Origin of the sequence: Ferribacterium limneticum (genome assembly GCF_020510625.1) — a bacterium.
In the GTDB taxonomy this organism is placed as follows: Bacteria; Pseudomonadota; Gammaproteobacteria; order Burkholderiales; family Rhodocyclaceae; genus Azonexus; species Azonexus limneticus_A.
Map to the genome: position 1 here is coordinate 2342473 of NZ_CP075191.1, position 23910 is coordinate 2366382.

25 protein-coding genes are annotated in these 23910 nt (G+C 60.5%); 16 read left to right on the forward strand and 9 right to left on the reverse strand.

The window, feature by feature from the left end; translation table 11 throughout:
- Nucleotides 1–4 precede the first annotated feature (4 nt).
- Nucleotides 5–1420: a TonB-dependent receptor gene (locus tag KI617_RS11160; protein ID WP_226451871.1), complete on the reverse strand. Its 1416-nt coding sequence runs from the start codon at nt 1418–1420 to the stop codon at nt 5–7.
- Nucleotides 1421–1787: 367 nt separating this feature from the next.
- On the opposite strand from KI617_RS11160, the gene KI617_RS11165 reads away from it, so the two are divergent.
- From KI617_RS11165 to parC, 3 genes are all read left to right on the forward strand, one after another.
- Nucleotides 1788–2564 (forward strand): substrate-binding domain-containing protein, encoded by a 777-nt coding sequence (locus KI617_RS11165; protein ID WP_226446228.1) that lies wholly within the window; start codon nt 1788–1790, stop codon nt 2562–2564.
- A gap of 9 nt (nt 2565–2573) precedes the next feature.
- On the forward strand, nt 2574–4514 hold the full coding sequence (locus KI617_RS11170; protein ID WP_226446230.1) for a hybrid sensor histidine kinase/response regulator: 1941 nt from the start codon (nt 2574–2576) through the stop codon (nt 4512–4514).
- Nucleotides 4515–4590: 76 nt separating this feature from the next.
- Nucleotides 4591–6981: a DNA topoisomerase IV subunit A gene (parC, locus tag KI617_RS11175; RefSeq protein WP_226446232.1), complete on the forward strand. Its 2391-nt coding sequence runs from the start codon at nt 4591–4593 to the stop codon at nt 6979–6981.
- A gap of 69 nt (nt 6982–7050) precedes the next feature.
- Here the strand turns inward: parC and KI617_RS11180 are convergent, their stop codons facing one another.
- The 4 genes from KI617_RS11180 to KI617_RS11195 all read right to left on the reverse strand — a co-directional run bounded on the left by KI617_RS11180 (nt 7051) and on the right by KI617_RS11195 (nt 9261).
- The gene (locus KI617_RS11180; protein ID WP_226446235.1) at nt 7051–7230 is read right to left on the reverse strand and encodes a hypothetical protein; all 180 of its coding nucleotides are present in this window, start codon (nt 7228–7230) and stop codon (nt 7051–7053) included.
- Between the two features lie 106 nt (nt 7231–7336).
- Nucleotides 7337–7891, reverse strand: coding sequence for a phasin family protein (locus KI617_RS11185; RefSeq protein ID WP_226446236.1), 555 nt, complete (start codon nt 7889–7891; stop codon nt 7337–7339).
- A gap of 154 nt (nt 7892–8045) precedes the next feature.
- Complete coding sequence (locus KI617_RS11190) at nt 8046–8840, reverse strand: NAD-dependent deacylase (protein ID WP_226446238.1); 795 nt, start codon at nt 8838–8840, stop codon at nt 8046–8048.
- A gap of 19 nt (nt 8841–8859) precedes the next feature.
- Entirely contained in the window at nt 8860–9261 is a 402-nt protein-coding gene (locus tag KI617_RS11195; protein ID WP_226446239.1) for a flagellar basal body-associated FliL family protein, read from the reverse strand.
- A gap of 290 nt (nt 9262–9551) precedes the next feature.
- Here KI617_RS11195 and KI617_RS11200 point away from each other — a divergent pair, with 290 nt between their 5' ends.
- From KI617_RS11200 to KI617_RS11255, 12 genes are all read left to right on the forward strand, one after another.
- A complete protein-coding gene (locus KI617_RS11200; protein WP_226446242.1) occupies nt 9552–9728 on the forward strand; it encodes a hypothetical protein in 177 nt (58 codons plus the stop codon).
- Between the two features lie 66 nt (nt 9729–9794).
- Complete coding sequence (locus KI617_RS11205; protein WP_226446243.1) at nt 9795–10352, forward strand: SCO family protein; 558 nt, start codon at nt 9795–9797, stop codon at nt 10350–10352.
- Nucleotides 10352–10681, forward strand: coding sequence for a hypothetical protein (locus tag KI617_RS11210; RefSeq protein ID WP_226446244.1), 330 nt, complete (start codon nt 10352–10354; stop codon nt 10679–10681). The genes KI617_RS11205 and KI617_RS11210 overlap by 1 nt, the downstream gene beginning before the upstream one ends.
- The gene (locus tag KI617_RS11215; protein ID WP_226446248.1) at nt 10644–11777 is read left to right on the forward strand and encodes an ABC transporter permease; all 1134 of its coding nucleotides are present in this window, start codon (nt 10644–10646) and stop codon (nt 11775–11777) included. The genes KI617_RS11210 and KI617_RS11215 overlap by 38 nt, the downstream gene beginning before the upstream one ends.
- Nucleotides 11774–12448 carry an ABC transporter ATP-binding protein gene (locus KI617_RS11220; protein ID WP_226446249.1) on the forward strand — a complete coding sequence of 225 codons (675 nt, stop codon included), beginning with the start codon at nt 11774–11776 and terminating at the stop codon, nt 12446–12448. The genes KI617_RS11215 and KI617_RS11220 overlap by 4 nt, the downstream gene beginning before the upstream one ends.
- Nucleotides 12448–13455 (forward strand): hypothetical protein, encoded by a 1008-nt coding sequence (locus KI617_RS11225; RefSeq protein ID WP_226446251.1) that lies wholly within the window; start codon nt 12448–12450, stop codon nt 13453–13455. Before KI617_RS11220 ends, KI617_RS11225 begins: the two co-directional genes overlap by 1 nt.
- Nucleotide 13456: 1 nt before the next feature.
- Nucleotides 13457–13945 (forward strand): TlpA family protein disulfide reductase, encoded by a 489-nt coding sequence (locus KI617_RS11230; RefSeq protein ID WP_226446252.1) that lies wholly within the window; start codon nt 13457–13459, stop codon nt 13943–13945.
- The gene (locus tag KI617_RS11235) at nt 13942–14124 is read left to right on the forward strand and encodes a heavy metal translocating P-type ATPase metal-binding domain-containing protein (RefSeq protein WP_226446254.1); all 183 of its coding nucleotides are present in this window, start codon (nt 13942–13944) and stop codon (nt 14122–14124) included. The genes KI617_RS11230 and KI617_RS11235 overlap by 4 nt, the downstream gene beginning before the upstream one ends.
- A 12-nt stretch (nt 14125–14136) precedes the next feature.
- Nucleotides 14137–14514, forward strand: coding sequence for a hypothetical protein (locus KI617_RS11240; RefSeq protein WP_226446257.1), 378 nt, complete (start codon nt 14137–14139; stop codon nt 14512–14514).
- A 10-nt stretch (nt 14515–14524) separates the two neighbouring features.
- The gene (locus KI617_RS11245; protein WP_226446259.1) at nt 14525–15121 is read left to right on the forward strand and encodes a hypothetical protein; all 597 of its coding nucleotides are present in this window, start codon (nt 14525–14527) and stop codon (nt 15119–15121) included.
- Between the two features lie 4 nt (nt 15122–15125).
- Complete coding sequence (locus KI617_RS11250) at nt 15126–17552, forward strand: heavy metal translocating P-type ATPase (protein ID WP_226446261.1); 2427 nt, start codon at nt 15126–15128, stop codon at nt 17550–17552.
- Nucleotides 17553–17606: 54 nt separating this feature from the next.
- Complete coding sequence (locus KI617_RS11255) at nt 17607–18359, forward strand: Crp/Fnr family transcriptional regulator (protein ID WP_226446263.1); 753 nt, start codon at nt 17607–17609, stop codon at nt 18357–18359.
- A gap of 87 nt (nt 18360–18446) precedes the next feature.
- Here the strand turns inward: KI617_RS11255 and KI617_RS11260 are convergent, their stop codons facing one another.
- The 4 genes from KI617_RS11260 to KI617_RS11275 all read right to left on the reverse strand — a co-directional run bounded on the left by KI617_RS11260 (nt 18447) and on the right by KI617_RS11275 (nt 22951).
- Nucleotides 18447–19022 carry a nitrous oxide reductase accessory protein NosL gene (locus KI617_RS11260; protein ID WP_226446265.1) on the reverse strand — a complete coding sequence of 192 codons (576 nt, stop codon included), beginning with the start codon at nt 19020–19022 and terminating at the stop codon, nt 18447–18449.
- Nucleotides 19023–19073: 51 nt separating this feature from the next.
- Nucleotides 19074–21434 carry a TonB-dependent siderophore receptor gene (locus KI617_RS11265; protein ID WP_226446267.1) on the reverse strand — a complete coding sequence of 787 codons (2361 nt, stop codon included), beginning with the start codon at nt 21432–21434 and terminating at the stop codon, nt 19074–19076.
- Between the two features lie 105 nt (nt 21435–21539).
- Nucleotides 21540–22457, reverse strand: a complete 918-nt coding sequence (locus KI617_RS11270; protein ID WP_226446268.1) for a FecR family protein — start codon at nt 22455–22457, stop codon at nt 21540–21542.
- Nucleotides 22454–22951, reverse strand: a complete 498-nt coding sequence (locus KI617_RS11275) for an RNA polymerase sigma factor (RefSeq protein WP_226446269.1) — start codon at nt 22949–22951, stop codon at nt 22454–22456. Before KI617_RS11275 ends, KI617_RS11270 begins: the two co-directional genes overlap by 4 nt.
- Nucleotides 22952–23135: 184 nt before the next feature.
- Here KI617_RS11275 and KI617_RS11280 point away from each other — a divergent pair, with 184 nt between their 5' ends.
- Nucleotides 23136–23837, forward strand: a complete 702-nt coding sequence (locus KI617_RS11280) for a sulfite exporter TauE/SafE family protein (RefSeq protein ID WP_226446270.1) — start codon at nt 23136–23138, stop codon at nt 23835–23837.
- Nucleotides 23838–23910 lie beyond the last annotated feature (73 nt).

The following is a 23910-nucleotide window of genomic DNA, read 5'->3' on the forward strand; positions in this document are numbered from 1 at the left end:
GCCGCTAGCGGCTGTCGTAGCCGAGCAGCCGCTTTTCGACGATCAGCCGGGCGACGCCTTCGGGCACACAGTTTTGCCAGTCGCTGCGGTGGTGTTGCAGGCTGGACAGGACTTCCCGGGCGTCGATGCAGAGGTGGCTGTCGTCGACCGGCTCGACGGCGAGCAGCTTGGTGTTTTCGACGAGGTGGGCCAGCAGATGCGACAGGTTGGCTGGCACTTCAACGTTGGCCAGCGTGATCAGCTTCGATCCTTGCTCGGCGCACAGGCGCACCGGATAGACGTAGACGTGGGTGTTGTCCGGGAAGAGTTTGCCGAAGGCTTCGAGGATGCCGCCTTCCAGCGAGTCGTAGAATTTCTCGTCAAACAGCACCTCGAATTCGCGTACCGAGAGCACGATGCCGATCGGCTTCTGGGTATAGCGCCGGAGATAGGCGCGTAGCCGGAAATAGCGCACGTAGTCCGAAATCATCACCGTGTAGCCGAGCGAGGCGAGCAGATCGACACGGGCCAGGAAATCGGTGCCGTCGAGCCGGTCGCCCCTGAGCAGCGAGCTGAGGGTCATTTCGGCCAGCGAAACGATGTCGCTTTCATCTACCGCAGCAAGCTGGCTGAACTGCTTGAGGCCGGCGGAAATCATGTCGACGTCGATGCAGGTGACCGGCTTGTAGTCGCCGCGCATGACCATGACTGGCTTGCTATGAAAGAGATCGCCAGGGACGACGATATTGCCGTCGGGATTGAAGACGACGGCCGGGGTCAGGCCGCTGCGGATCAGATGCAGGTTCATCAGGCGGTTTTCGACTTCTTCGAAGTGCGGCCCGGAGAAGTGGATGAGGTCGACCTCCATGCGTTCCTGAGTCAGGCCGTCGGCCAGCCCTTCGATCACCCATTCCGGATGTTCGTGATTGAAGCAGGCGCCGTAGATGAGGTTGACGCCAAGGATGCCGAGGGCGTCGGCCTGATGGACATTGTCGTTGTCGAGCATGCGGACATGCAGGATGACGTCGCTGGGCGGCGCGCCGGGATGAAGTTGCAGACGGATGCCGACCCAGCCATGGCATTCGTTCTTCTGCTTGAAGCTGCGCGCCGTGACGGTGGCGGCGTAGGCGAAGAAGGTGGTGTTCTTGGCGCGCAGCGGGGTCAGGTGGTCCACCACTTGCCGGAATTCGGTATCCAGCATCTGCAGCAGGCGGTCGCGACTGACATAGCGGTGCACGTGTCCGTAAATATCGTCGCTGATCGCCATGTCGTAGGCCGACATGGTCTTGGCGATGGTGCCGGCGGCCGCCCCAACCTTGAAGAAGCGGCGCGCCACTTCCTGCCCGGCACCGATTTCGACGATGGAGCCGTATTTGAACGGGTCGAGATTGACCGCCAGCGCCTTCTGGTCGGTCGTCAGGGAGGTGTCGCGCTGATACATGATGCCCTCTGATTCGATGAGGTTCGTCATCGGAAGCAAGCTCCGAACTGACCACTGGCCGACCGGGCCAAGCTTCTGTCGCCGCAGCATGCCGAATGGTTTCAGATAGCCTACTCGCCTCGCTAGAGCAAAGGAAGGGCTGATCGCTCCGCCATCAAGTGGCGCGGCAACCTTTCCGGACGATCACTCAAAACATGGGCAGCGGCCGTTTTGCCCAAGCGGGCCGAATTCAGCCTGCCGCCGGGCGCTCCGTCCAGCGGACTTCGCACGGATACGAAATAAACCGGACTTGCCCCGTAATCTCCTGCGGGATGTCGCTCTGACTCAAGGCCGGTCGTACAATGGAAGGCTGCTATCGGGAGGAACCATGCTCTTAAAAAAACTGTTTGGCCGTTGCCTGTTCATCGCGCTGCTTTTTTCCCTGCCATCCGCTCAGGCCCAGGAAAAGGAACTGCTGATTTATTGCGGCATCACGATGGTGCGGCCAATCACCGAACTGGCCCGACAGTTCGAGCAGACGGAAAAGGTACGCATCACCATTTCCCAGGGTGGTTCCGAAGACCTGTACCAGAGTGCCAAACGCAGCCAGCTTGGCGACATTTACTTCCCGGGCGAACCATCGTATCGGGCGCGTCATCAGGCCGAGGGCCTGCTTGGTTATCACAAGCTGGTCGGCTACAACCAGGTTTCCATCGTCGTTCCCAAGGGCAACCCGAAGCAGGTCAAGGCTGACTTGAAGGAATTGCTGCGCAAGGATCTGGTGTTGATTCTTGGCAATGTCGAAAGCGGCAGCATCGGCCAGGAGAGCAAACGGGTGCTTGATGGTGCCAGGATGTACCCGAAAGCCGTCGCCAAGGCGGCGCTGATGATGCCGGATTCGCGGGCGATCAACCTGAGCCTGCGCCGCGGCGAAGGCGATATTGCGCTGAACTGGCGGGCAACCGCCTTCTTTCCGGACAACGCGCCGCATCTTGAGGTCATCGACCTTGATACCAAGCTTGCCGCGCCACAGGCCTTGCTCCTGATTCAATTGAATTTTTCCAAGTCCCCGGCGCTTGCCCAGAAGTTCATCGACTTCGCGGCATCCCCGGAAGGTCAGGCCATCTTTCGCAAATACGGTTTTCTCGACAACCGCACCCGCTAAACCTTGTTGATGACGGAAACCGCCGACCGCCCCACGTCATTTTCCAGCAAGCGCGCAACGCTCTGGCTGATCGCGCTGCTTTGTTTCGGCCTGATGGCCGTGGTCGCGATCAGCGAAATCACCACCAACCTGATTGCAGATCTTGAGCGGCGCCGCAGCAATGAACGGGCCCGGCTCTCAATCGGCGAACACATCGTCAATTCCGTGCGCAACATCGAAAGCGTCTTCTTCCAGCTGTCAACGGCCAACCTCGCTGCGCGCAAGCGTCTGCTGCAGCAGATCGACCTCGACTCACAGGAGCTGGCTGGCGCCATCGAAGTACTGCACAGCGGTGGCGTGGTCACAAAGCGCCTGGCCCTGAATATCGAGGGTCAGGACGAAATGGTCCGCGAATATCGCTACATGCCCGAGGAAAAAAGTTCGGCCGCGGTGCTGGAAGTCATTGAAATCGCGCCCTACATCGAGCAGATCAATCAGCGTGCCAGGGCCTTGATTGCCGCCCTTGAACAGCGAGATCAATGCGGCCTGAACAAACCGGCCTGCCTTGAAGCGGCCACGGCATCGATCCAGTTGCAATACAAGACCATTCCCTCGTTCTTCTTCCGCCTCAACGAAAATGCCAACCGGCTGTTCTTTGCCGGCCACAACAGCCTGCTCCAGCTGGAAGATCGCCACGCCAGTCAGCAGAGCAACATGCGGCGCCTGCAGTTCATCCTGATCGGGCTGGTTATCCTGGGCGTTACCGGGCTGTCGTGGCGTTTCCTGCGCCTCATTCATGCCACGCAGCTGCAATTGAAAACGGCCAAGGAAGTGGCCGAAGACGCCAGCATTGCCAAATCGCAGTTCCTGGCCAACATGAGCCATGAAATCCGGACCCCGATGAACGGCGTCATCGGCATGACCGACCTTCTGCTCGACACCCCGCTGGACGCTGAGCAGCGCGAGCAACTCGGCATCATCAGGATCTCGGCTGAGCATTTGCTGGATGTCATCAACGATATTCTTGACTTCTCCAAGATCGAATCCGGCAAGCTTGAACTGGAGGCAATTCCGTTTGCCATTGCCGACCTCTTTCGGGAATGCCTGCAGACAGTCTCGGCCCGCGCCCGCGAGAAGCAGCTAGAACTCGTCGCCGAGATTGCCCCCGGTGTGCCGCAGCATCTCATTGGCGACCCGGCTCGATTGCGCCAGATTCTGCTCAACCTGGTCGGCAATGCGATCAAATTCACCGAGGCCGGACGTATTTCACTGCGCGCCGAAGTCCTGCCCGGTGCCGATACCGGCTATTGCCCCCTGCAAATTACTGTCGAGGATTCGGGCATCGGCATTGCCGCCGACAAGCTCGATGCCGTTTTTGAAGCCTTTACCCAGGCCGATACTTCAACGACCCGGCGCTATGGCGGCACCGGGCTCGGGCTCTCGATCTGTAACCGCCTGCTTGACTTGATGCAGGGCAAAATCCGCGTCGAGAGCACGCCCGGCCAGGGCAGCACCTTTTTCATTACGATCAAGCTGCCGATTGCTACGGAAATGCCGGCCGAGGATGCTGCACCGTCGGCCACTCCGGCTATAGAGCCACGCAGCCTTGAGATCCTGCTGGTCGAGGACAACCCGATCAATCAGAAGGTGGCGGCCAAAATGCTGCATAACTGGTCGCATCAAATCAGCCTGGCCTGCGATGGCCAGGAGGCCCTGGACATTCTGCAAGATCGGCATTTCGACCTGATTCTGATGGATATGCAGATGCCGGTCATGGGCGGTCTGGAGGCAAGCAGGCGGATTCGCGAGATGGAATCGGGCAACCGGCACATGCCGATCATCGCCATGACGGCCAATGCCACCGAAGCCGACCGTCAGGCCTGCCTCGAAGCCGGTATGGACGATTTCCTGGCCAAACCCATCCATAGCGCCCAACTCAAGGAAATGATCGCCCGCCATTCGCCTGACTGACCGGGCTGGCAACGCCGCGGTCAGTAACTTCGAGTAAGATCGCGCGCTCACGGAAAGAACTCCTACGCCGAACAGCATGACCGACCAATTGAACCTCTTCGACCCAAACGCCCCGCTCGCCACTGGCAACGAAACTGCCCAGCCGCTTACCGACTTGCCGGCCCCCGAAACCGAACTGGAGCCCTCGGCCGAGCAATCGGGAACGCCGCCGGATCTGCCGCCCTCGGCCAACGGCCCGGCCAGCGACATCCCCTCGCCGGCCGACTACGCCGCCCGCCGCTATCTCGAATACGCCATGAGCGTCGTCACCGGCCGCGCCCTGCCCTCGGCCGCCGATGGACAGAAGCCGGTGCAGCGCCGCATCCTCTACGCCATGCACCGGATGGGCCTGTACAAGAGCCCGCGCCATGTGAAGTCGGCCCGCGTCGTCGGTGACGTGATCGGTAAATATCACCCGCACGGCGATTCGTCGGTGTACGATGCCATGGTCCGCATGGCGCAGGACTGGAGCCTGCGTTACCCGATTGTCGATGGCCAGGGCAATTTCGGCTCGCGCGACGGCGACAACGCCGCCGCCATGCGCTACACCGAAGCGCGCCTGACGCCGATTGCCGAACTGCTGCTGGCCGAACTCGACGAAGGCACGGTCGACTGGAAGCCCAACTACGATGGCGCCAACGACGAACCCGCCCTGCTCCCGGCCCGTCTGCCCTTTGCGCTGTTGAATGGCGCTTCCGGCATTGCCGTCGGCATGGCGACAGAAATCCCCGCGCACAACCTGCGCGAAGTGGCCAATGCCGCGGTCAATCTGATCAGGAATCCCGATTTCAGCGAAGACGACGTGCTGGCGACGATCCCCGGACCGGATTACCCGGGTGGCGCGCAGATCATTTCTTCGCCCGAGGAAATCGCCGCCACCTACCGCAGCGGCCGCGGCAGCCTGCGCGTCCGCGCCAAGTGGAAAATCGAAAACCTGGCCCGCGGCCAATGGAAGCTGGTCATCACCGAACTGCCGCCGGGCGTGTCGACGGCCACGGTGATGTCGGAAATCGAGGCCTGCTCCAACCCGGTTGCCAAGGAAAAGGCCGGCAAGAAGGTGTTCACGCCGGAACAGCTGAACCTGAAAGCCGCCTTCCTGTCGTCCATCTCGGAAAGCGGCGTGCGTGACGAATCAGGCAAGGAACATGCCGTGCGCCTGGTCATCGAACCCGCCTCGTCGCGCCAGGGGCAGGATGATCTGGTCCGCATGCTGCTCGCCCACACCAGCCTTGAAACCAACGCTTCGATCAACCTGACGATCCTCGGCGTCAATGGCACGCCGCGTCAGGCCTCGCTGTACAGCATGATCGCCGAGTGGTGCCGCTTCCGGCTGACCACCGTTGAGCGCCGCACGCGCCATCGCCTGACCGCCGCCGAAAAGCGCATCCACATCCTCGAAGGCCGGCAGGCCATCCTGCTCGACATCGACCGCGTCATCAAGGTCATCCGCGAATCGGACGATCCCAAGGCCGACCTGATGGCGCACTTCAAGCTGTCGGAAATCCAGGCTGAAGACATTCTCGAAATCCGCCTGCGTCAGTTGGCCAGGCTGGAAGGCATCAAGATCGGTGAAGAACTGGCCAAGCTGCGCGAAGAAGCGGCCGGCCTGAACAAACTGCTCGACTCCGAAGAAGCCCTGCGCGCCTGCGTCGCGGCCGAAATCGAGGCTGATGCCAAGAAGTACGGCGACGACCGCCGGACATTGATCGAAGCCGACGCCAAGGTCACGATGTCCGATGCCAAGACGGTGTCCATCGTCGATGAACCAACGACGCTGATTGTCTCCAAGCATGGCTGGCTGCGTTCGCGCACCGGCCACAACATCGACCCGACCCAGCTGACCTTCCGTTCCGGTGACGGCCTGCTCGCCTGCCTGCCCTGCCGGACGGTCGATTCGCTGATCATCCTCGACCACCTCGGCCGCGCCTATTCCATTTCCGCCGCCGACATTCCCGGCGGCAAGGGCGATGGCGTGCCGGCCACTTCGGTGATCGACTTCCAGGATGGCGGCAAGCTCTGCCTTGCCCTCTCCGTCTCGCCCGACAAGCGCTATCTGGTCGCCGCCGACGGTGGCTACGGCTTCCGCTGCCAGGGCAGCGACTTCCTGTCGCGCGGCAAGGCCGGCAAGGCCTTCCTGACGCTCGGCGACGGCGAAGCCCCGGCCATCTTCATGCCGGCCCCGGCCGAAGGCGAAATCGCCTGCGTGACCAAGGATGGCCGCGCTCTGGTCTTCAACATCGAGGAAGTCCGCCTGCTGGCCAAGGGCCGCGGCCTCAAGCTGATCGACGCCGCTCCCGGCAAGACGGCGCTGGAAGAGGTCATCCCGGTCGTCGAAGGCGTTGCCGGCAAGCTGAAAGGCGAACGCCTGGAAATCTGCCGCGGCAGTCGCGGCGGCAAGGGCAAACCGATGAAGGCGCCGCGCAAGTAAACACGCGGCGTATCTTCAAAAATAAAAACGGGGCCAGTCAGCCCCGTTTTTCATGCGTGTTCCGCCTGATCAGGCAGCGTTATCCGCCGCATGCATTTCCTCGACCTGCTCGTGCTCCCACTCCTTGATCGTGTCGGAGACGAGTCGGGCTTTTTCGTGGGCGTCCGGCTGGTGGTGATGCACTTCCTGAAAAACCTCCAGTGCATCGTGAATCGCTTCAGCCTTCGTTGAGGCGTGGGTATGAGGCATGGGAATATCCTTTCCGAATCATCAAAGAAAAAGCCCTTGACCAGGCAAGGGCTTTTTCGGTGGCCGCAGACTGGCTCCGGCTTATTGGCTCAGCATCTTTCGACGCTTAGGCAGCCTTCTTGCCAGCCTTCGGGGCGGCAACGACGTTGGCAGCCTTCATCGTGGCGCTGGTAGCAGCAGCAACGCTGGCTTCAGCAACTTCAGCAGCTTGCTTGGCAGCCTTGTTCAGACCTTCGTAAGCTTCGTTGGCCGACTTGATGGCGGTCTTGACAGCAGCAACGGCAACTTCGGAACCAGCCGGAGCGGAAGCCAGAGCCTTTTCGACCAGGCCGGAAACCTTGGCGTTGGTTTCAGCAACGTGGGTTTCAACTTCCTTGGCGATCTTGTCCTTGGTTTCGGCAGCGATGGAGATCACGTTGCGCGAGTATTCCATGCCCTTTTCGATGGACGGGGAAGCCAGTTCCTTCTGGATGGCAACGAAGGACTGAACATCCTTGGCGCCCAGCAGGGTGGTGATGTTGGACAGGGAAGCTTCGAAAACGGAACGGGCAGCAGCCAGGTTCAACAGGGCCAGACGCTCGATACCGTCAAAGGTGGTGTTGGCAAAGAACAGGGCAAAATTGACGCCAGACTTCGCGAAATCTTCGGGTTTGGTGAACATTGTGATTCTCCTGGGGTTGGGGTGATTTTTTTGCCGCACCATTTATGTTGCAGTGCAGCATGAGTTCATTCTAACCGCAGTTCGTGGCTTGTCAACAACTTTTTGTGCACCGCACCATTCCCATCACGCGTGCCTGTGGCAAAGGCCACAAAAGTCAGCAATCGTCCGGGTCCAGCCCCAGCCGCTCGACGATCCCGCTCATCGCCTCGGCCGCCCCGAGCGGCAAATAATAATCGACGGTATCGCTGAGCTTGGTTCGCGCCGGGTTGATTTCGACGGTCGGTATGCCGCTGGCCGCCGCCAGCACGACCGGCTGCACGATATAGGGAAAGACGCTGGACGTGCCGATGCTGAAGACGATATCGAAGCCCTCCTGAAAGGCTTCGATGAAGCGATCCAGTTCATCCTCCGGCAAGGCTTCGCCAAACAGCACGACCTTGGGGCGGAGCACGGCGCCGCAAGCGGGACATAGCGGCGGCACCTCGCGTCCGCTCATGTCGGTGGCAGCTTCTTCGTGGCTGCAGGCCGTACACATCAGCTCCTGCAGGTTGCCATGAATCTCGACGATCTCCTGGCTCCCCGCCGCCCGGTGCAGGCCATCGACGTTCTGGGTGAACACCATGACCCGGTCGAGATGGCGTTCGAGGCAGGCAATCGTCCGGTGCGCAGCATTCGGCTTCGCGCCACGGCAGTTTTCCTCGATCTGGATCAGGTATTTCCAGGTGATGTCCGGACGCATCGAAAACACCTCGCCGGAGAGCGCATCCTCGATGCGCAGGCCCTCTTCGGTAGTTTCACTGTCGTAGAGACCACCGACACCGCGATAGGTCGGCAGGCCTGAGTCGGCCGAAATGCCGGCACCGGTAATGAACAGGGCGCGCCGCGCATTCCTTAGCTGCTCGGCCACGGCATCGAGCACCGCATCGATCGACGTGGAATAAGGCGTCATTGGGGCTATGGTTCCGGAATTACTGAATCAGGAACTTGGTAAACAAGACGTCCTTGACGCCCGTCTTTTCGTTTTCTTCGATGACATGGTTGGCCAGTTCGACGATCTCCTCGATCAGAGCCTTCTTGCCTTCCAGGGTCCGTAGAGTCGCCGAGTCCTTGCCGGAGAGCATCAGGATGATCTTGTGCTGAACCTGCGGCTTGTGGCTGGCCAGCAGATGGGCCGCCTCCGGCGAAGCGGTCTCGAAGATCAGGCCAAACTGCAGGTAATTGCCCGTGCCAAGATTGACCGTGAAAACCATCGGTTCAGGCGCACCGCCACCACCGTGGTCACTCGCCAGGGCGGTCAAGGGCAAAAGCAGCGACAAAACCATCAGCAAGCACGCCGCAAAGGCTTTGAGTATCCGGGAAGCGACGTTCATATCAGTCCTAGCAATTCAAATGGCAAATCGGGTGGTTCATGGCCTGGCCAGCGAACCTCGGGGCTTTATACCGCCTGAAAATGAAAAAAGCCACCGTGAAAAGGTTTGTCAGTTGATTTTCGGTAGCGGTAAAACGTTTCAATTGAAGCCAGCCGACAGTAAATCAACTGTCTTGTGCGATACCTCAAAACACCATCGCAACGGCGTTACGCAGGGGATGCGGCAATATGTCGCATCCCCTGCGCAGCACAAACTGGGTAGGATGGCGCAAACGCGTTAGGGAGAGCGCCATGAATCAAAAACCGAATACTCAGAATCAGCCAGAAATGGCTTCCTTGTTGCTTGGTGCTGGCTTTGCCTTGGCCTCGCTGATCATCCTGCCGGCCGTTGCCCAACGTGTCGGCCTCGGTTCAGCCGTGACCATCGCCCTGCGTGGCGCCCTGATGCGGGCCTCGAACCGTTTTTGATCTAACTGCTGGCAAAGCGGCATCACCACAGGCAGACTTCGCGTCTGCCCTTTGTTTTTCCGGACCATGAAAAAATTTGTCGTAATTGCCGTCGCCCTGGCGATGGTGGTGTTGCTCGGATGTCAGCAGGCACGGGATCCGAAATTGCCGGCTGGCGCCGATTTCGTGCTGCAGTCAGCCGATGGCCCGATCGATTCCAAAACCCTGCGCGGGAAAGTGTTGCTGGTCTATTTCGGTTACACCAACTGCCCGGACATCTGCCCGGCCTCGCTGGCTTCCGGTGGCCAGGCGCTGAAGGCGTTGAGCGGCGAGGAGCGCAGCCGGGTCAAACTGATCATGATCTCGGTCGACCCCGAGCGCGACAGCGTCAAGCATCTGAAGGAATACACGGCCTTCTTCCATCCGGAAATGATTGGCGCGACCGGTACCGCTGATGAAATCGCCGCGCTGGCCAAGGCATTCGGTGCGGGTTACATCAAGCAGGCGAAGCGCAGCGACGGCAGTTACGCCGTCGATCACACCACCTCGACCTACGTCATCGGGCCGGATGGCAAGCTGGCCAGCGTTCTTGAACTCGGCGCACCGACTGACAAGGTAGTCGCTGCGGTCAGAAAACTGCTTTGATGCGTCCATCGACTGTCGCACTCGGACTACTCGCGGCGCTGGCCGCTGCGTGCCTTTTGATTTTTGGCCTCTTTTTCCGCTTGACCATGGAAGACGAGCAAAAGCTGTCCGCCAACCGGGCGCTGGTCGAGAAATTCGGCCTGACCGATCTGGCACTATTCACCGAAGCCCGCTACACCCGCCATCCGACCCAGGCCGACCTGCATTCGGCGCTGCAGGATCACCCCGGCGCCTTCGACCATTTTCCGAGCGGCTCGCTGCTCCCTCCCCCGGCTATCCTGACCCAATCCCATGCGAATCTGGCTGGAAAAACAACGTCACCTGATTGATTTCACGCTGGCCTCACTGGCCCGGCGCAAGACGAAGAACATCGGCCTGCTGCTGGCCTACACGCTGCTCGTCTTCGTGCTGGCCTCGCTGACGCTATTCACCCACGCCCTGCGCAGCGAGGCCACCTTCGTCCTGGCGGGTTCGCCGGAAGTGATTTTGCAGCGCATGGTCGCCGGCCGGCATGACCTGATCCCGCCCGGCTACCTTGACAAGATCGGCCGCATCCGGGGCGTGCAAAAGAAGGAAGGCCGGCTCTGGGGCTACTACTACGACCCGGTGCTGAACGCCAATTACACTTTCATGGCGCGCCCCGCCGACGAAGTGGCCGATGGCCACATCATGGTCGGCAACGCGCTGGCCCGCGAGCGGGGGCTGGACAAGCACAACACGATTTCCTTCCGCTCCTATTCCGGCAAGCTGTTCACCTTCGAGGTCTCGGCCGTGCTGTCGCCGGACTCCGAGCTGCTTTCGGCCGATCTCGTACTGCTCTCCGAAAGCGATTTCCGCAGTTTCTTCGAGTACCCGGCCGGGCATTTCACCGACATTGCGCTGTCGGTGGCCAATCCACAGGAAGTCCGCACCGTCGCCGCCAAGCTGTCGAGCGCGCTGCCCGATTCCCGCCCCATCCTGCGCGAGGAAGTGCTGCGCACCTACCAGAGCGTCTTCGACTGGCGCGAAGGCATCATCCTGACGGTGCTGGCCGGCGCCATCCTCGCCTTCGTCATCCTCGCCTGGGAGAAGGCTTCCGGCTTGTCGGCCGAGGAAAAGCGCGAAATCGGCATTCTCAAGGCCATCGGCTGGGAGACTGGCGACGTCATTCGGATGAAGACCTGGGAGGGCCTGCTCATTTCGCTGACCGCTTTCCTGCTTGGCTTCATCGCCGCCTACGTCCATGTCTTCCATTTCGGTGCGGCGGTCTTCGAGCCGGTGCTCAAGGGCTGGTCGGTGCTCTACCCGAAATTCACGCTGGTGCCAGCAGTGGACGGCCTGCAGATCGCCACCCTTTTCTTCTTCACGGTGTTTCCCTACACGGCGGCGGTATTGGTGCCGATCTGGCGGGCGGCAATCACCGACCCTGATGCGGTGATGCGATGATCGAACTCAGCAACATCAAGAAAGCCTTCAACCAGAACCAGCCCAATGAATACTGGGCGCTGCACGGCATCGACCTGAATATCGAGGCCGGCAAGGTCACCGCCTTCCGTGGCCCGAGCGGGTCTGGCAAAACCACGCTGCTGACCATCGTCGGCTGCCTGAGCCGGCCGACCAGCGGCCGCGTGCGCTTCAAGGGCGAGGACATTTCCGGCCTGCCCGAACGTTTCCTGACCGACATCCGCCGGCAAAGCTTCGGATTCATCTTCCAGCAGTTCAACCTGATCAAGGGCCTGTCGGCGCTGGAAAACGTCATCCTGCCGGCCTTCCCGACCGGCCGGCCGCGCAGCGAACTGGTCACGAAGGCGGGCGGCATCTTCGACCAGCTCAAGCTCGGCCACCGCAGCGCCGCCAAGGTCGAATGGCTGTCCGGTGGCGAACAGCAGCGCGTCGCCATCGCCCGCGCCCTGATCAACGACCCGGAAGTGATCATCGCCGACGAACCGACGGCCAATCTCGACACGGCGCTATCGAAGGAATTCATGGGCATCCTCGAAGGCTTCACCGCCGCTGGCAAGACGGTATTGCTGACCAGCCACGATCCACTGGTCGTCGAATCGAGTGCCGTGCATCGCGTCGTCGGTATGCGCGACGGTCGCTTGACCGAAGACTGATGCTCTTCCAGCCCGCTATCATCGCGCTGCTCATGGCCGCCGGCGTCGCGGTGCTCATGCTGCTTGCCGCCGCGCCGTTTGCCGTGCAAGTCATCCGCTACTGGGACATCAACAGCGGCTCCGAGCGGCAACTGGCGCTCGAACGCCGTACCTACCTGTTCTCGACGCTGCTGTCCTTCGTCATGCTCGCCCAGCTGGCGGCGCTGCTGCTCTTCGTCTTCAACGCCGACCGGCTGTCGGTGATGTTCGTCGGCGCCATGTGCGCAGTCGGCACGCTCAACGTCAATGGCTACGGCTTTCCGTCGCTGATCACGCAGATGGCCATCTTTTTCCTGGCCGCCATGTGGCTGGCCATAAACTACGTCGATACTCAGGCCCGCGATTACCCGCTGGTGCGCATCAAGTACGGCCTGCTACTGCTCCTGCTGCCCGTGCTGGCCAGCAGTTTCTGGCTGGAATTCCAGTATTTCTCGGCCCTCAAGGCCAACGTGATCACCTCCTGCTGCGGCAGCATGTTCTCGGAGGAGTCGAAGACCATTGCCGCCGAGGCCTCCGGTCTGGAACCGCTGCCGGCCCTCTGGCTGTTCTATGGCACGATGGCCACCACCATCGGCGTTGCACTCTGGCACTGGCGGCGTGGCAGCCGGGTTAGCGGCTATCTGCTGGCCCTGACCAGCGCGGGCGGCTTTGTCGCCGCCATCACCGGCGTGCTCTCCTTCATCTCGCTCTACATCTACGAACACCCGCACCACCACTGCCCGTTCTGCATCCTGAAGCCGGAATACGATTACCAGGGCTACTGGCTCTACATTCCGCTCTTCGTCGCCACGGCGGCCGGCCTCGGTGCCGGCGCCATGCAGCCCTTCGCCCGGGTGCCGAGTCTGGCCAAGATCATTCCTGCCATTTCCAGCCGTTTCTCCGGCTTGGCCGCAGCAGGCTATATTCTGTTCACGGCGCTGGCCACCTGGTTCGTGCTGACTTCCAATCTGATCCTGATCGAACATTGAGATGCGCATTTTTCTCCTGATTCTTGCCCTGTTTCTAAGTGCCTGCGGCAAGGAAGCACCCAAGGCCAACGTCAACATCGGCAGCATTGCGCCCACCTTCCAGACTTTCCGGGCCGATGGCGGGGCCGAGCATTTCCCCGCTGCCTATTTCGGCAAGCCGCTGGTCATCCGTTTCTGGGCCGATTGGTGCAAGTATTGCGAAGGCGAAATGAAGGCCATTGAAACGGTCTATCAGGCCAACAAGGGCAAGCTGCAGGTGCTGGCCATCAACGCCGGACAGGACAAGGCGACGATCAATGCCTTCATCAAGAAGATCGGCGTCACCTACCCCGCCCTGCTCGACGAAAACTCGGCCATCGCCCGCAGCTACGGCGTGGTCGGCCTGCCGACCACCTTCTTCATCGACAGCAAGGGCATCGTGCGCGGCAAGATTGTTGGCGAGGCCGATGAAGCCACCTTCGCCCGTCATGTCCAGGAATTGCTGCAATGAGCGAGAACCGCGCCTGCGATCTGTGCAGCCTCGATGTCGGGGTCAAGCCCTTCGTGCTCAATACGCCGGAAAAGCAGTATCAGTTCTGCTGCGAGGGTTGCCGGGGAATTTACGAGATGTTGCATGACATCAAGGAAGCACCGGTTCAAAATGAGCAGAATCAACCGAACAAATCCTGAAAGGAAACGACCATGATGACCGAAGAAATGATGAAGCAGATGCCGCACATGATGAGTCAGGCCGGCCACATGATGACCAAGCCGGTCGCCACCGGCGCGATGATGGCCGCCACCGGCTTTGCCGCCGGCAAGGGCCTGATCGGCAGCGCCCTGTTGCGCAATCCGCTGACCCTGCTGGCGGTTGGTGCGGCGGGCGGTATTGCGGCCGGTTTCCTGCTCTTCAAATACCAGAAGGAAATCGTCGATGGCCTGTCCAAGGCGACCGGCATGGGCAAGGATTTCGCGCTGCATCAGAAGGAAAACCTGAACGACCTGATGGCCGAAGCCCAGGACAAGATCGAGGGCAATCCGCCACCGGCCGCACCGGCCAGCGAAACCCCGGCGGCCTGACGGAGGCAACATGACGCAAACCGCCGAACTGGCGCAACGAATCGTCGTTTTGCACCGCGAGCCGGGCTATCTGCGCCTGGAACTACCGGCGGAGATCTGTGGCGAAGCGGCCGTGGCCGCCATCGAGCAGGGCATGAAAACCCTGGCCGGCCTGAGCAGTGCGGCAGTGGACCGCGGCTGGAAGCGAATTTCCATTTGCTACGATGCCCAGACATTGAGCACGGCCGAGGTCGCCCGCCACCTGTTCAGCCTGCTGCCCGGCCTGCCGCTTGATGCAGCTCCGGCCGCCGAGCCGGAAGCCGCCCCGTCCTTCGACCTGAACAACGGCTTCCAGCCGCTGCTCGACAAGGTCAAGGCTGTGATCATCCCGGCAGCGCCGCCACCCGAAGGCTCACTGCAAGCCCGCTTCCAGCCGATGGTCGAAAGCGCGCTGACCGAAAAGGCGATCACCAATTTCTTCAATGACATCGTCGCCTTCTACCTGATCCGCGTGCATTGGGACCTGATCACCAAGCGCTGGCTGCAGAACCCGGTAGCCAACAGCAACGCCTGGCTGACCGTGTTCTATCTCGTCTTCCTGCTCGTTCGTTACCGCAAGACCAAGTGACCCCATGAAGCATTTCCGGATTGCCCACCGCCTGAGCCGCCGTCTGCGCATCCTCGCCCCTTCGCTCGTCAGGGAACAGGAGCGGTGCTACATCCTGGAAATCCTGTTGCGCAAGCATCCGGCGATCAAGGAGGTGCGCATCGTCGCCGACATCGGTTCGCTGGTCGTCGAATACGACCCCGCAGCCTTGCCGGAAGAGCGGCTGCTGGCGACGCTGGATGCCGTACTCGGCAACCTGATCGCCGCACCCAAGGCGGCGCCGGTCGTTGCCGCGCCGGTCGACGGCCCGGTGCAGGAATGTTCGCTGGCCATCGAAGGCATGAGCTGCGCGTCCTGCGCCCTGCTCATTGAAATGAAGCTCAAGCGCGACCCGCGCGTGCGCTACGCCTCGGTCAATTTTGCCGCCGAGACGGTGACGGTCAATGGCGTGATCGACCGCGATGGCGTGGCCAAGGTGGTCAGTGCGCTGGGCTATGCAACGCGGCCGATGGACACGCTGGCGCAGCGCCGGCTGATCGTCGAGCGCGAAAAGGAGCGCGTCGAGGAAGCCAAGAAGCGTTTCATCCAGGCAGCCATCCTGACCGTGCCGGTGATGATTTCCGGCATGGCCATGCATCGCTCGCCGGCGTTACGCGTTATGGAGTTCGCGCTGTCGTCGGCCATCCTGTTCGGCAGCAGCAACAGTATTTTTCGCAAGGCCTGGATGCTGACCAAGCAGGGCGAAGCCAACATGGACACCCTGATCGCCATCGGCGCCGGCGCCGCCTGGGCCTACAGCATTCCCGGCGTATTGCAGATGCATCACCACGTCTATTTCGAGTCGGCGGCTGGCATCTGCACCTTCGTGCTGCTCGGCCGCTACATGGAAGAGCGAGCCAAGGGCAAGGCTGGCGAAGCGATTCGCAAGCTGATCGAACTGCAGCCGGAAACGGCGCTGCGCATCGAGGCCGACGGAACTGAATTTGAAGTGGCCATCGACGAGGTGCAGACCGGCGACCGCCTACGTGTGAGAGCTGGCGACAAGATTCCGACCGACGGCTGCTTGCTCGAAGGCGCTTCCTCGGTCGATGAAGCGATGATCACCGGCGAATCGCTGCCGGTGGCCAAGGCGCCCGGCGACAAGGTGATTGGCGGCTGCCTGAATGGCAATGGCAGTTTCGTCATGACGGTGACCGCCGTCGGCGGCGACACCGTGCTCTCCGGCATCGTCAAACTGGTCGACCAGGCGCAGGGCAGCAAGCTGCCGGTGCAGAAACTGGCCGACCGCATTTCGGCGCGCTTCGTGCCGGCCGTCGGCGGCATTGCCGCGCTGACCTTCGGCGGCTGGGCCATGGCCGGCGCCCCGGTGTCCGCAGCACTGGCGCATTCGGTCGCCGTGCTGCTGATCGCCTGCCCCTGCGCGCTTGGCCTCGCCACGCCGACGGCGATCATGGTCGGCACCGGCCAGGCCGCCAAGCGCGGCATCTACATCCGCAACGGCGAGGCACTCGAAACAGCGGCCAAGCTGACCACCGTCGTCTTCGACAAGACCGGCACGATCACCGAAGGCAAGCCGGTAGTCACCGACACCTTCATCCTGCCCGGCATGGGTGAAGCGCGGCTGGCCAGCCTGATCGGTGCGGCCGAAGCCGGTTCTGAACACTTCCTGGCGCGAGCCTTGGCTGACTGGAGCAAACCGCGCCAGAAAGATGCGCTGGTTGCCGACTCCTTTGCCGCCCACCCGGGGCGTGGCGTTACGGCACAGGTTGACGGGCTGGACATCATCATCGGCAACGCCGCCCTGCTCGACGAAATGGGCGTCGCCTATGCGCGACTTGCCGATGAGGCGCACCGCCTGGCCGAGCAAGGCAAGACACCCGTATTTGCTGCGGTCGACGGCCATACGGTCGCCATTTTCGCCATCGCCGACCAGCCGCGCCAAGGCGCCCGGGAAGCCATCGCCCTGCTCCATCGCCTCGGCCTGAAAACCGTGATGGCGACCGGCGACCTGGAAGCCGTCGCCAGCCACGTCGCCCGTGAAGTCGGCATCGACCATGTGCTGGCCCGCTGCACGCCGGCCGACAAGCTGGCGGCCATTCGCCAATTGCAGGAAGCCGGCGAAAAAGTCGGCATGATCGGCGACGGCATCAACGACGCGCCGGCACTGGCGGCATCCGACGTCGGTTTTGCCATCGGCGGCGGTGCCGACATTGCCGTCGAATCGGCCGACATCACGCTGGTCGGCGGCGATATCGCCCGCGTTGCAGCCGGTATCGACCTGTCACGCCGGACCATGGCGATCATTCGCCAGAACCTGTTCTGGGCGCTCGGCTACAACGTGATCGCCATCCCGGTCGCCGCAGCCGGCCGACTCAACCCGATGATCGCGGCAGCCGCCATGGCGATGAGCTCAACCTCGGTCGTCGCCAACTCCCTGCGCCTGCAACGTTAAATACAGGTCGGGCAAGCCGTTCGCCCCCGGCGAATCAACATCCTTAAGTAACAAATGGCCAACATCAATAAAACACACAAATGCTCTGGACGCAGCAATTGCTTCACCTGTTCACTACGCAGCACGATGGTCTGCGCCGATGTGAGCCTTGAAGATCTTCAAGCCTTCCACATCCCCATCAACGATTTCGTTTTTGACGCCGGCGCCACCATTTACAACATGAATGATCCGGCCAACGCCGTCTATTGCGTCCGCCACGGTGCCATCAAATTGATGCGCTACGACGCAAGTGGCAATCAGCGGATTGTCCGGCTCCTGAAAAAGAATGACGTCGTCGGCCTGGAGTCGGTTTTCTCAGGTGAGCAGCAACATACGGCGATGGCGCTGACCGAGGCACATTTGTGTCGCATCCCGATTGCACATTTCCGTGATTTCATAAACAACCACCCAGGCTTGCAGCTGCGGCTATTTGAAAAATCACAAGAGGCGTTGCGCGATGCCGACAACTGGCTTTCCGAACTGGTCAGCAACACCGTGCCAGCCAAGGTCAGATTGGCCAGGCTCCTGTTGCAACTGCAGATTGGCGACAGCGACCGGGTGCATCGCCTCGGCCTGACCGACTTCGGCGGAATTCTGGGTATCACGCCGGAAACCGTGAGCCGTTTGCTGACTGAACTCGGCGACAAGGAAGTCCTGATCAAAACGGGGCGCGGCCCGAACGGCAGGAACTATCAGGCAGACATTCCGGCATTGACCGCAATCGCGCGCGAAGGAACCCGCGCCCGCGAGGCAGGGAAAAGCTATTAAGCTGAAATTAACCGGGGTTACGAATCGTTTCCCCGGTTAATTTCTTTGTGCTTACGCCAATAACTTCCGATTACGGGTTACGGCAGCTCAAGCAGCCGGCTTGGCGTCCCGTTTACGCCGCAAGCGCTCCAGATCGTTGTCGTAGCGGCGAAGCAGGCTATTGGCCGTTTCTTGCATAGACGCACTGATCGCCGTTGCAAAGCTGCCAATTTCGCCGCCGTAAGTCAGTTTCGCCTGCAAAGCTGCTTCACGGCTGGCGAATGAAACCTTGCTGACCGGCGTCATCACGCCGCGCAGATCACTGCCGATCAGGTAAGTCGCGGACGAAACCTCAATCAACGGCTTGGGGTCAGCACTTGCCGCAAAGTCAGGAGCATAGATGGCCTGAAAGCCACGCCGCCGCTCACGCAGCATGCACTCGCCGACACAATGCACCGAGCAGGTACCCTGCACATGGCCGTCGGCGTAATGCAGCAGATGCCGGGCGTAATGAAATTTGCGGCGATCCATGTTGCAGATGACACAACGCGGATATTTCTCCAGTTCGTTGTCGAGTGGCGCAGGATCGACAGTCTCTGTGCGAACGTCCTTGCTTTCCTGCGCCGATCCATTGCCCGCCATGGCGAGCAGGATTAGGCCGCCGAGCAGATCTCTTCTTTTCATCCCCATCTCCGGTTAAAGCCCGGAGTCTCCTCCGGGCCAGGTGTCAGATCATCAATAGCTGGCGCGAAGTGTCAGCACCACATTCCTCGGGTCGCCATAGGTGTTGTAGGTATTGGTTCCGCCAAGGCGGGTGTAGTACGTCGTGTCGAAAAGGTTGTTGATATCCAGGGTCAGGGCGTAATTCTTGTCGATCGTGTAGCCGATCTGTGCCTTGACGACGGTGTAGCCGTTTTGCTCCCGGGCGGCGACAGTCGCACTCGGGGCGCCGCTCGCTGACTGGGTCGCCCCGTTGATGCCCAGACCAAGGCTGAAACCGCTGAGCGGGCCTTCACCGAAACGGTACTTGCTCCACAACTTGTAGATCTCCTTGGGATACCAGAAGCTGACCGGCTGGCCCGTACTCGTCCCGTTGTTGAGCCACTTGGTGTTCAGGTTCGTGTAGCTGGCGGAAATATCCCAGCGCGCCAAGGGACTGCCGACCAACTCCAACTCCCAGCCCTTGCTTTCGAGTTCACCGGCCGAGATGTAGTAGCCTGGATTATTGGCATCAGACAGCGCCCGGTTGGTGTCGCGAATCTTGAATAGCGCTCCCGTGACGGCCAGTTTTCCCCCGAAGAAATCAATCTTGCTGCCAATTTCTGTCTGCTTGCCAACGCGTGGATCCAGCGTGCTTAGATCAACCCGTTGCTGGGTCTGCGGGACAAAAATATCCGCATAGCTGCCGTAGAGCGTGATGTCCCGGGTTAAGTCGTAGACCAGACCGGCATAGGGCGTAAATTCACCGCTGGCCTTGCCGCCTTGTATCCAATCGGTCGGCGTCGGGTGCGGTGCAATATTGTGGGACTTGTAGCTGTAGTTGCTAAAACGACCGCCGACGGTTGCCTTGAGCGGATCGGCGATATTCAGGGTCAGCCGGCTGTAGATGCCACTCTGCTTCGTGACGTTCTGGCTACCGGCCTTGTAGATGACATCCGGTTCGGGTACCGCCGGGGGGTCGGACAACCTGACATTGGCAACATTCAGGTAAGCACTGCCGGCAGAATTCGGGTTCGCTCCCCGCCCAGTGCTTTCAAAACGACTGTAGTTGGCACCAACCAGCAGCTCATGCTTTCTGCCCAGCAAGTTGAAGGGACCAGCGGCATAGAGATCAACGCCATCGTTCTGGTAGTCATACTGGAACTCCCGGCGTGCGTAGTTGGCAATCGTCATGGTTGCCGGATTGACCCCTGTGGTGGGATAGCTGTCCTTGAAGAAGAAACTCTGGTCGCGCCGCTGGAGCTTGAAGGCGGCGATCCATTCGTTATCGAACTTGTGGTTCAGTTCGCCGCCAATATCAAGCGTATCCCACGCTGACCTGTTCCAATCCGGATAGGGATTGAACGATCTGGGCACCGACAGAAACGATCCATTTGTGTAGGAAGGCAGCCCTGAGAAACCGGTCGAATCATTCTTCTGGTACGCGAAGAAGACATTCGCCTTGGTCGCCGACGTGAAATCGAAATCCAGCGTGCCATAGGCCAGCCATTTTTGGTCATGAACCCGGTTGTAAACGTAGTCGCGGTCGATGTATGAGGCAACAGCCCGGCCACGCAGGGTTCCGCTCTCGTTGAGCGGGCCTGTCACGTCGCCTTCCAGCCGGTAGTTATTCCAGGTGCCGCCTGAAGCAACCATGGTGGCAGCAAAGACATCCTTGGGACGCTTCCTGACAAAATTGACAGTACCTGAAAAGGAGCCGGAGCCCTGCAAAACGCCAGCGGGGCCGCGAAGGACTTCGACCCGCTCGTAGATCGGCAAGTCGAACTGTTGATAACCGGATAGCGGCATCGAGGACGGAATACCGTCATGCTGCAACTCCAGCGCCCCACCCCGTGAATGGTACTGACCTTGGGTGATATCGTTTGAAATCGCCTGAACGCCGGCAACTTGCGACAGCGCATCCCAAGTGGTGACCATATTCTGGTCATCCATCTGGTCGCGGGTCAGCACCGATACAGAATTTGGAATTTCGCGCAACGTCTGCGGTGTCTTGCCGGCAACCGTGATTTTCGCAGCCTTGTAACCACGTTCGGCGGAGGCAGTGACTAAAACAGCAGGGAGCGTATTCACCCCCTCCGCCGGCGGCCGCTTCTGGATCACGAAGCTCCCTTTGCCGGTGCTGCTGGCCATGAATCCGCTGCCCTCAAGCAGCTTCCGCAATGCCTCTTCCGGCGTCAGACTGCCTTGCAGCTTGCCGGCTTGCAGACCTTTCAGCTCGTCGGCATTGAACAGGATCTGGATGCCGCTTTGCGTCGCAAGCGTGGTCAGCGCCTTGGGCAGGCTTTGGGCGGCGATGTCGAAGGTTTTCGATTGCGCGAGCGCGCCGCAGGAATAGATGGCTGCGACAACTAAAGCAAGACGCAGTGGCTGGTGCATTTGGGTTCCCCTTTTACGTTGTGTTTTTATCCGGCCTTACCGCCTGATAATTGTTAAGACGTAAAAAGGCGCCCTGCCCTGACATTCATTTTTGAAAATTTTTATTCAGCGCCGCCTGAGCAAGGTTTCATCGCGATTTTCTTCGACCTTGAGCGGCAGAATGGCGACCAGGGACTTGAGCAGCCCGGAGCGGTCGCTGCGGTCGAAAACGCCGCTGACCCGGTAGTTGTCGAGCGAAGCGTCGGCCAGCCTGAGCGGGTGTTCGTGCTGGCGGTTGATCTCGCGAACGACCTCACCCAACGAGACATTGTCAAATATCCAGCGATTGCTCCGCCAAGACGGGGCGACGTTGACCGACTGCGCCGGAGCGGCGGAAATCCGGCCATTCTGGTAATCCGCCTGCTGGCCGCCGGTCAGCAGATATTTTTGTGCGCTGCTGCGCAGGCTGATTTCGACGGCACCTTCCTGCACCGAAACGCTGACCTTGCCCTGGTCTTCGCGCACATTGAAGGTCGTGCCAATGTCACGCATCGTGCCATCGCCGGCGACCACCTCAAACGGTCGCAGACCCGGCGCCACCTTGAACTGAGCCTGTCCGCGTTCAAGCACGATCCGTCTTTTCCACAGCGAATACTCAACCCGCAGCAAGGTGTCGGCATCCAATTCAAGCACCGAATTGTCGGCCAGGACAAGTTGCCGGACCTCGCCGATCTTTGTGACATTTTCCGCATCGACAGCAAACTGCCCATGAACAAGAAAAAGAGCAGCAAATGCGGCTACGGTGGTCGCCACTACTGCCCGCCGTTTGTTTTTCCTGCGGGGACGTGGCAATCCATCAAGATCGCCCCATAGCTTCTGGAAGTTCGCGTACTCACGCTGATGCAGCGATGAGGCCTCGAGCCAGCGCTGAAAGTGTTGGCGCTCATGTGCGCTCACCTGCGGCTCGCGCATGCGGACAAACCACGTGGCCGCCTCTTCGGCCAGCGATTCAGTTGCGCTCTGGGCGTTCAGTCGATCATTCATGCCAGCGCGACGTTCAGGCGAAGGTGAACCAGTGCTCTGACCAAGTGCTTCTCGATGGCATTCACAGTAACGGCATATTCCCTGGCCAGTTCGGCCTGCGGCAATCCGTCGAATTTGTGGCGGATAAAAATCTCCCGGCACTTGGGAGGCAAAGCCTCGATGGCACGCCGCAATTGATCCAGTTGCTGCCGGGCAATGGCGAAACGCTCAGGTTCAGGATAGTCGGAGACGAGCTCGGTGCAGTCGGCAATATCGACCGATTGCCACGGCTTTTGCGGGTTGGCCCGAATGTGGTCGATGGCAATGTTGCCGGCGATCCGGAACAAAAAAGCACGCGGGTTTTGAACGGGGGATTGCGGCTGGGACACCATGTAACGGATAAACACCTCGTGCGCCAACTCGGCGGCGGCTTCGACACAGGAAAGTCGACGCGCCAGAAAGCGGCGGATTTCTCCGATATGTTCAATGTAGAGGCCGGTGATGGCGTTGGCCATGAATTGCAGTCGTCAGCCGAAAAAGCGATGGGTAAGCGGTGGCCGCATTTTAGAGAGATATTTTCCATCGCCCCTGCGGCTAATTGCCGCATTGAAAGCGCTCGTAAAATTGCACGAATGGCCACAAAGAGCGTATGTTTTGCCCTGCATTTGCCCAGCCAGACTCAATCTTCCGCCAAAAACCATGGATCACACACAGCACCACGCCATCGCCGAATTCTCCTACTGGCTTGCCTTCATGACCGGACTGCTCGGCAGCGGCCATTGCCTGGGCATGTGCGGCGGGCTGGTTTCCGGATTTTTCATGAAACTCGGCGCCAAGGGCATCTGGCCGTATCTGGCCTACCACATGGCGCGGGTTGGCATTTATGGCGTCGTTGGCCTGATTGCTGCCGCCATTGGCGCGGTGCTCGTCTCCACCGGGGAATTCGGCCGTTTGCAGGGCTTGCTGCAGATCATCGCCGGCCTGATCGTCATCCTGCTCGGCCTTGATCTGCTCGGCGTTTCGCCCTTTCGCAACCGCCTCGGCTTCGCGCCCATCGCCTGGCTGCGCAAACAGTTCACGCTGGCGGTGCAGAAAGGTCCGGTCGTTGGCGCGCTGATCGGCGGCGCGATCAACGGCCTGATGCCCTGCTCGATGACCATGGCGATGGCGGTCAAGGCAACGACGGCGCCATCCGTGCTGGAAGGCGGTCTGCTGATGCTGGCCTTCGGTGCCGGCACCCTGCCCTCGATGCTCTCGGCCTCCTTCCTGTTCGGCAAGCTCGGCCCAAAACTGCGTGGCTGGCTACTCAAAGGCGCCGCGCTGTTCGTCATCGCGCTGGGCGTTTCGACGCTGTGGCAGGGTATTCGCTACTACACGGTGATGAACAATCTGCTGGGCTGAGTGCGACACTATGTCGCAGGTGGTCCGCATCACCGGCGGCTAATATTGAACAGCCAATAAAACACTTCAGGGA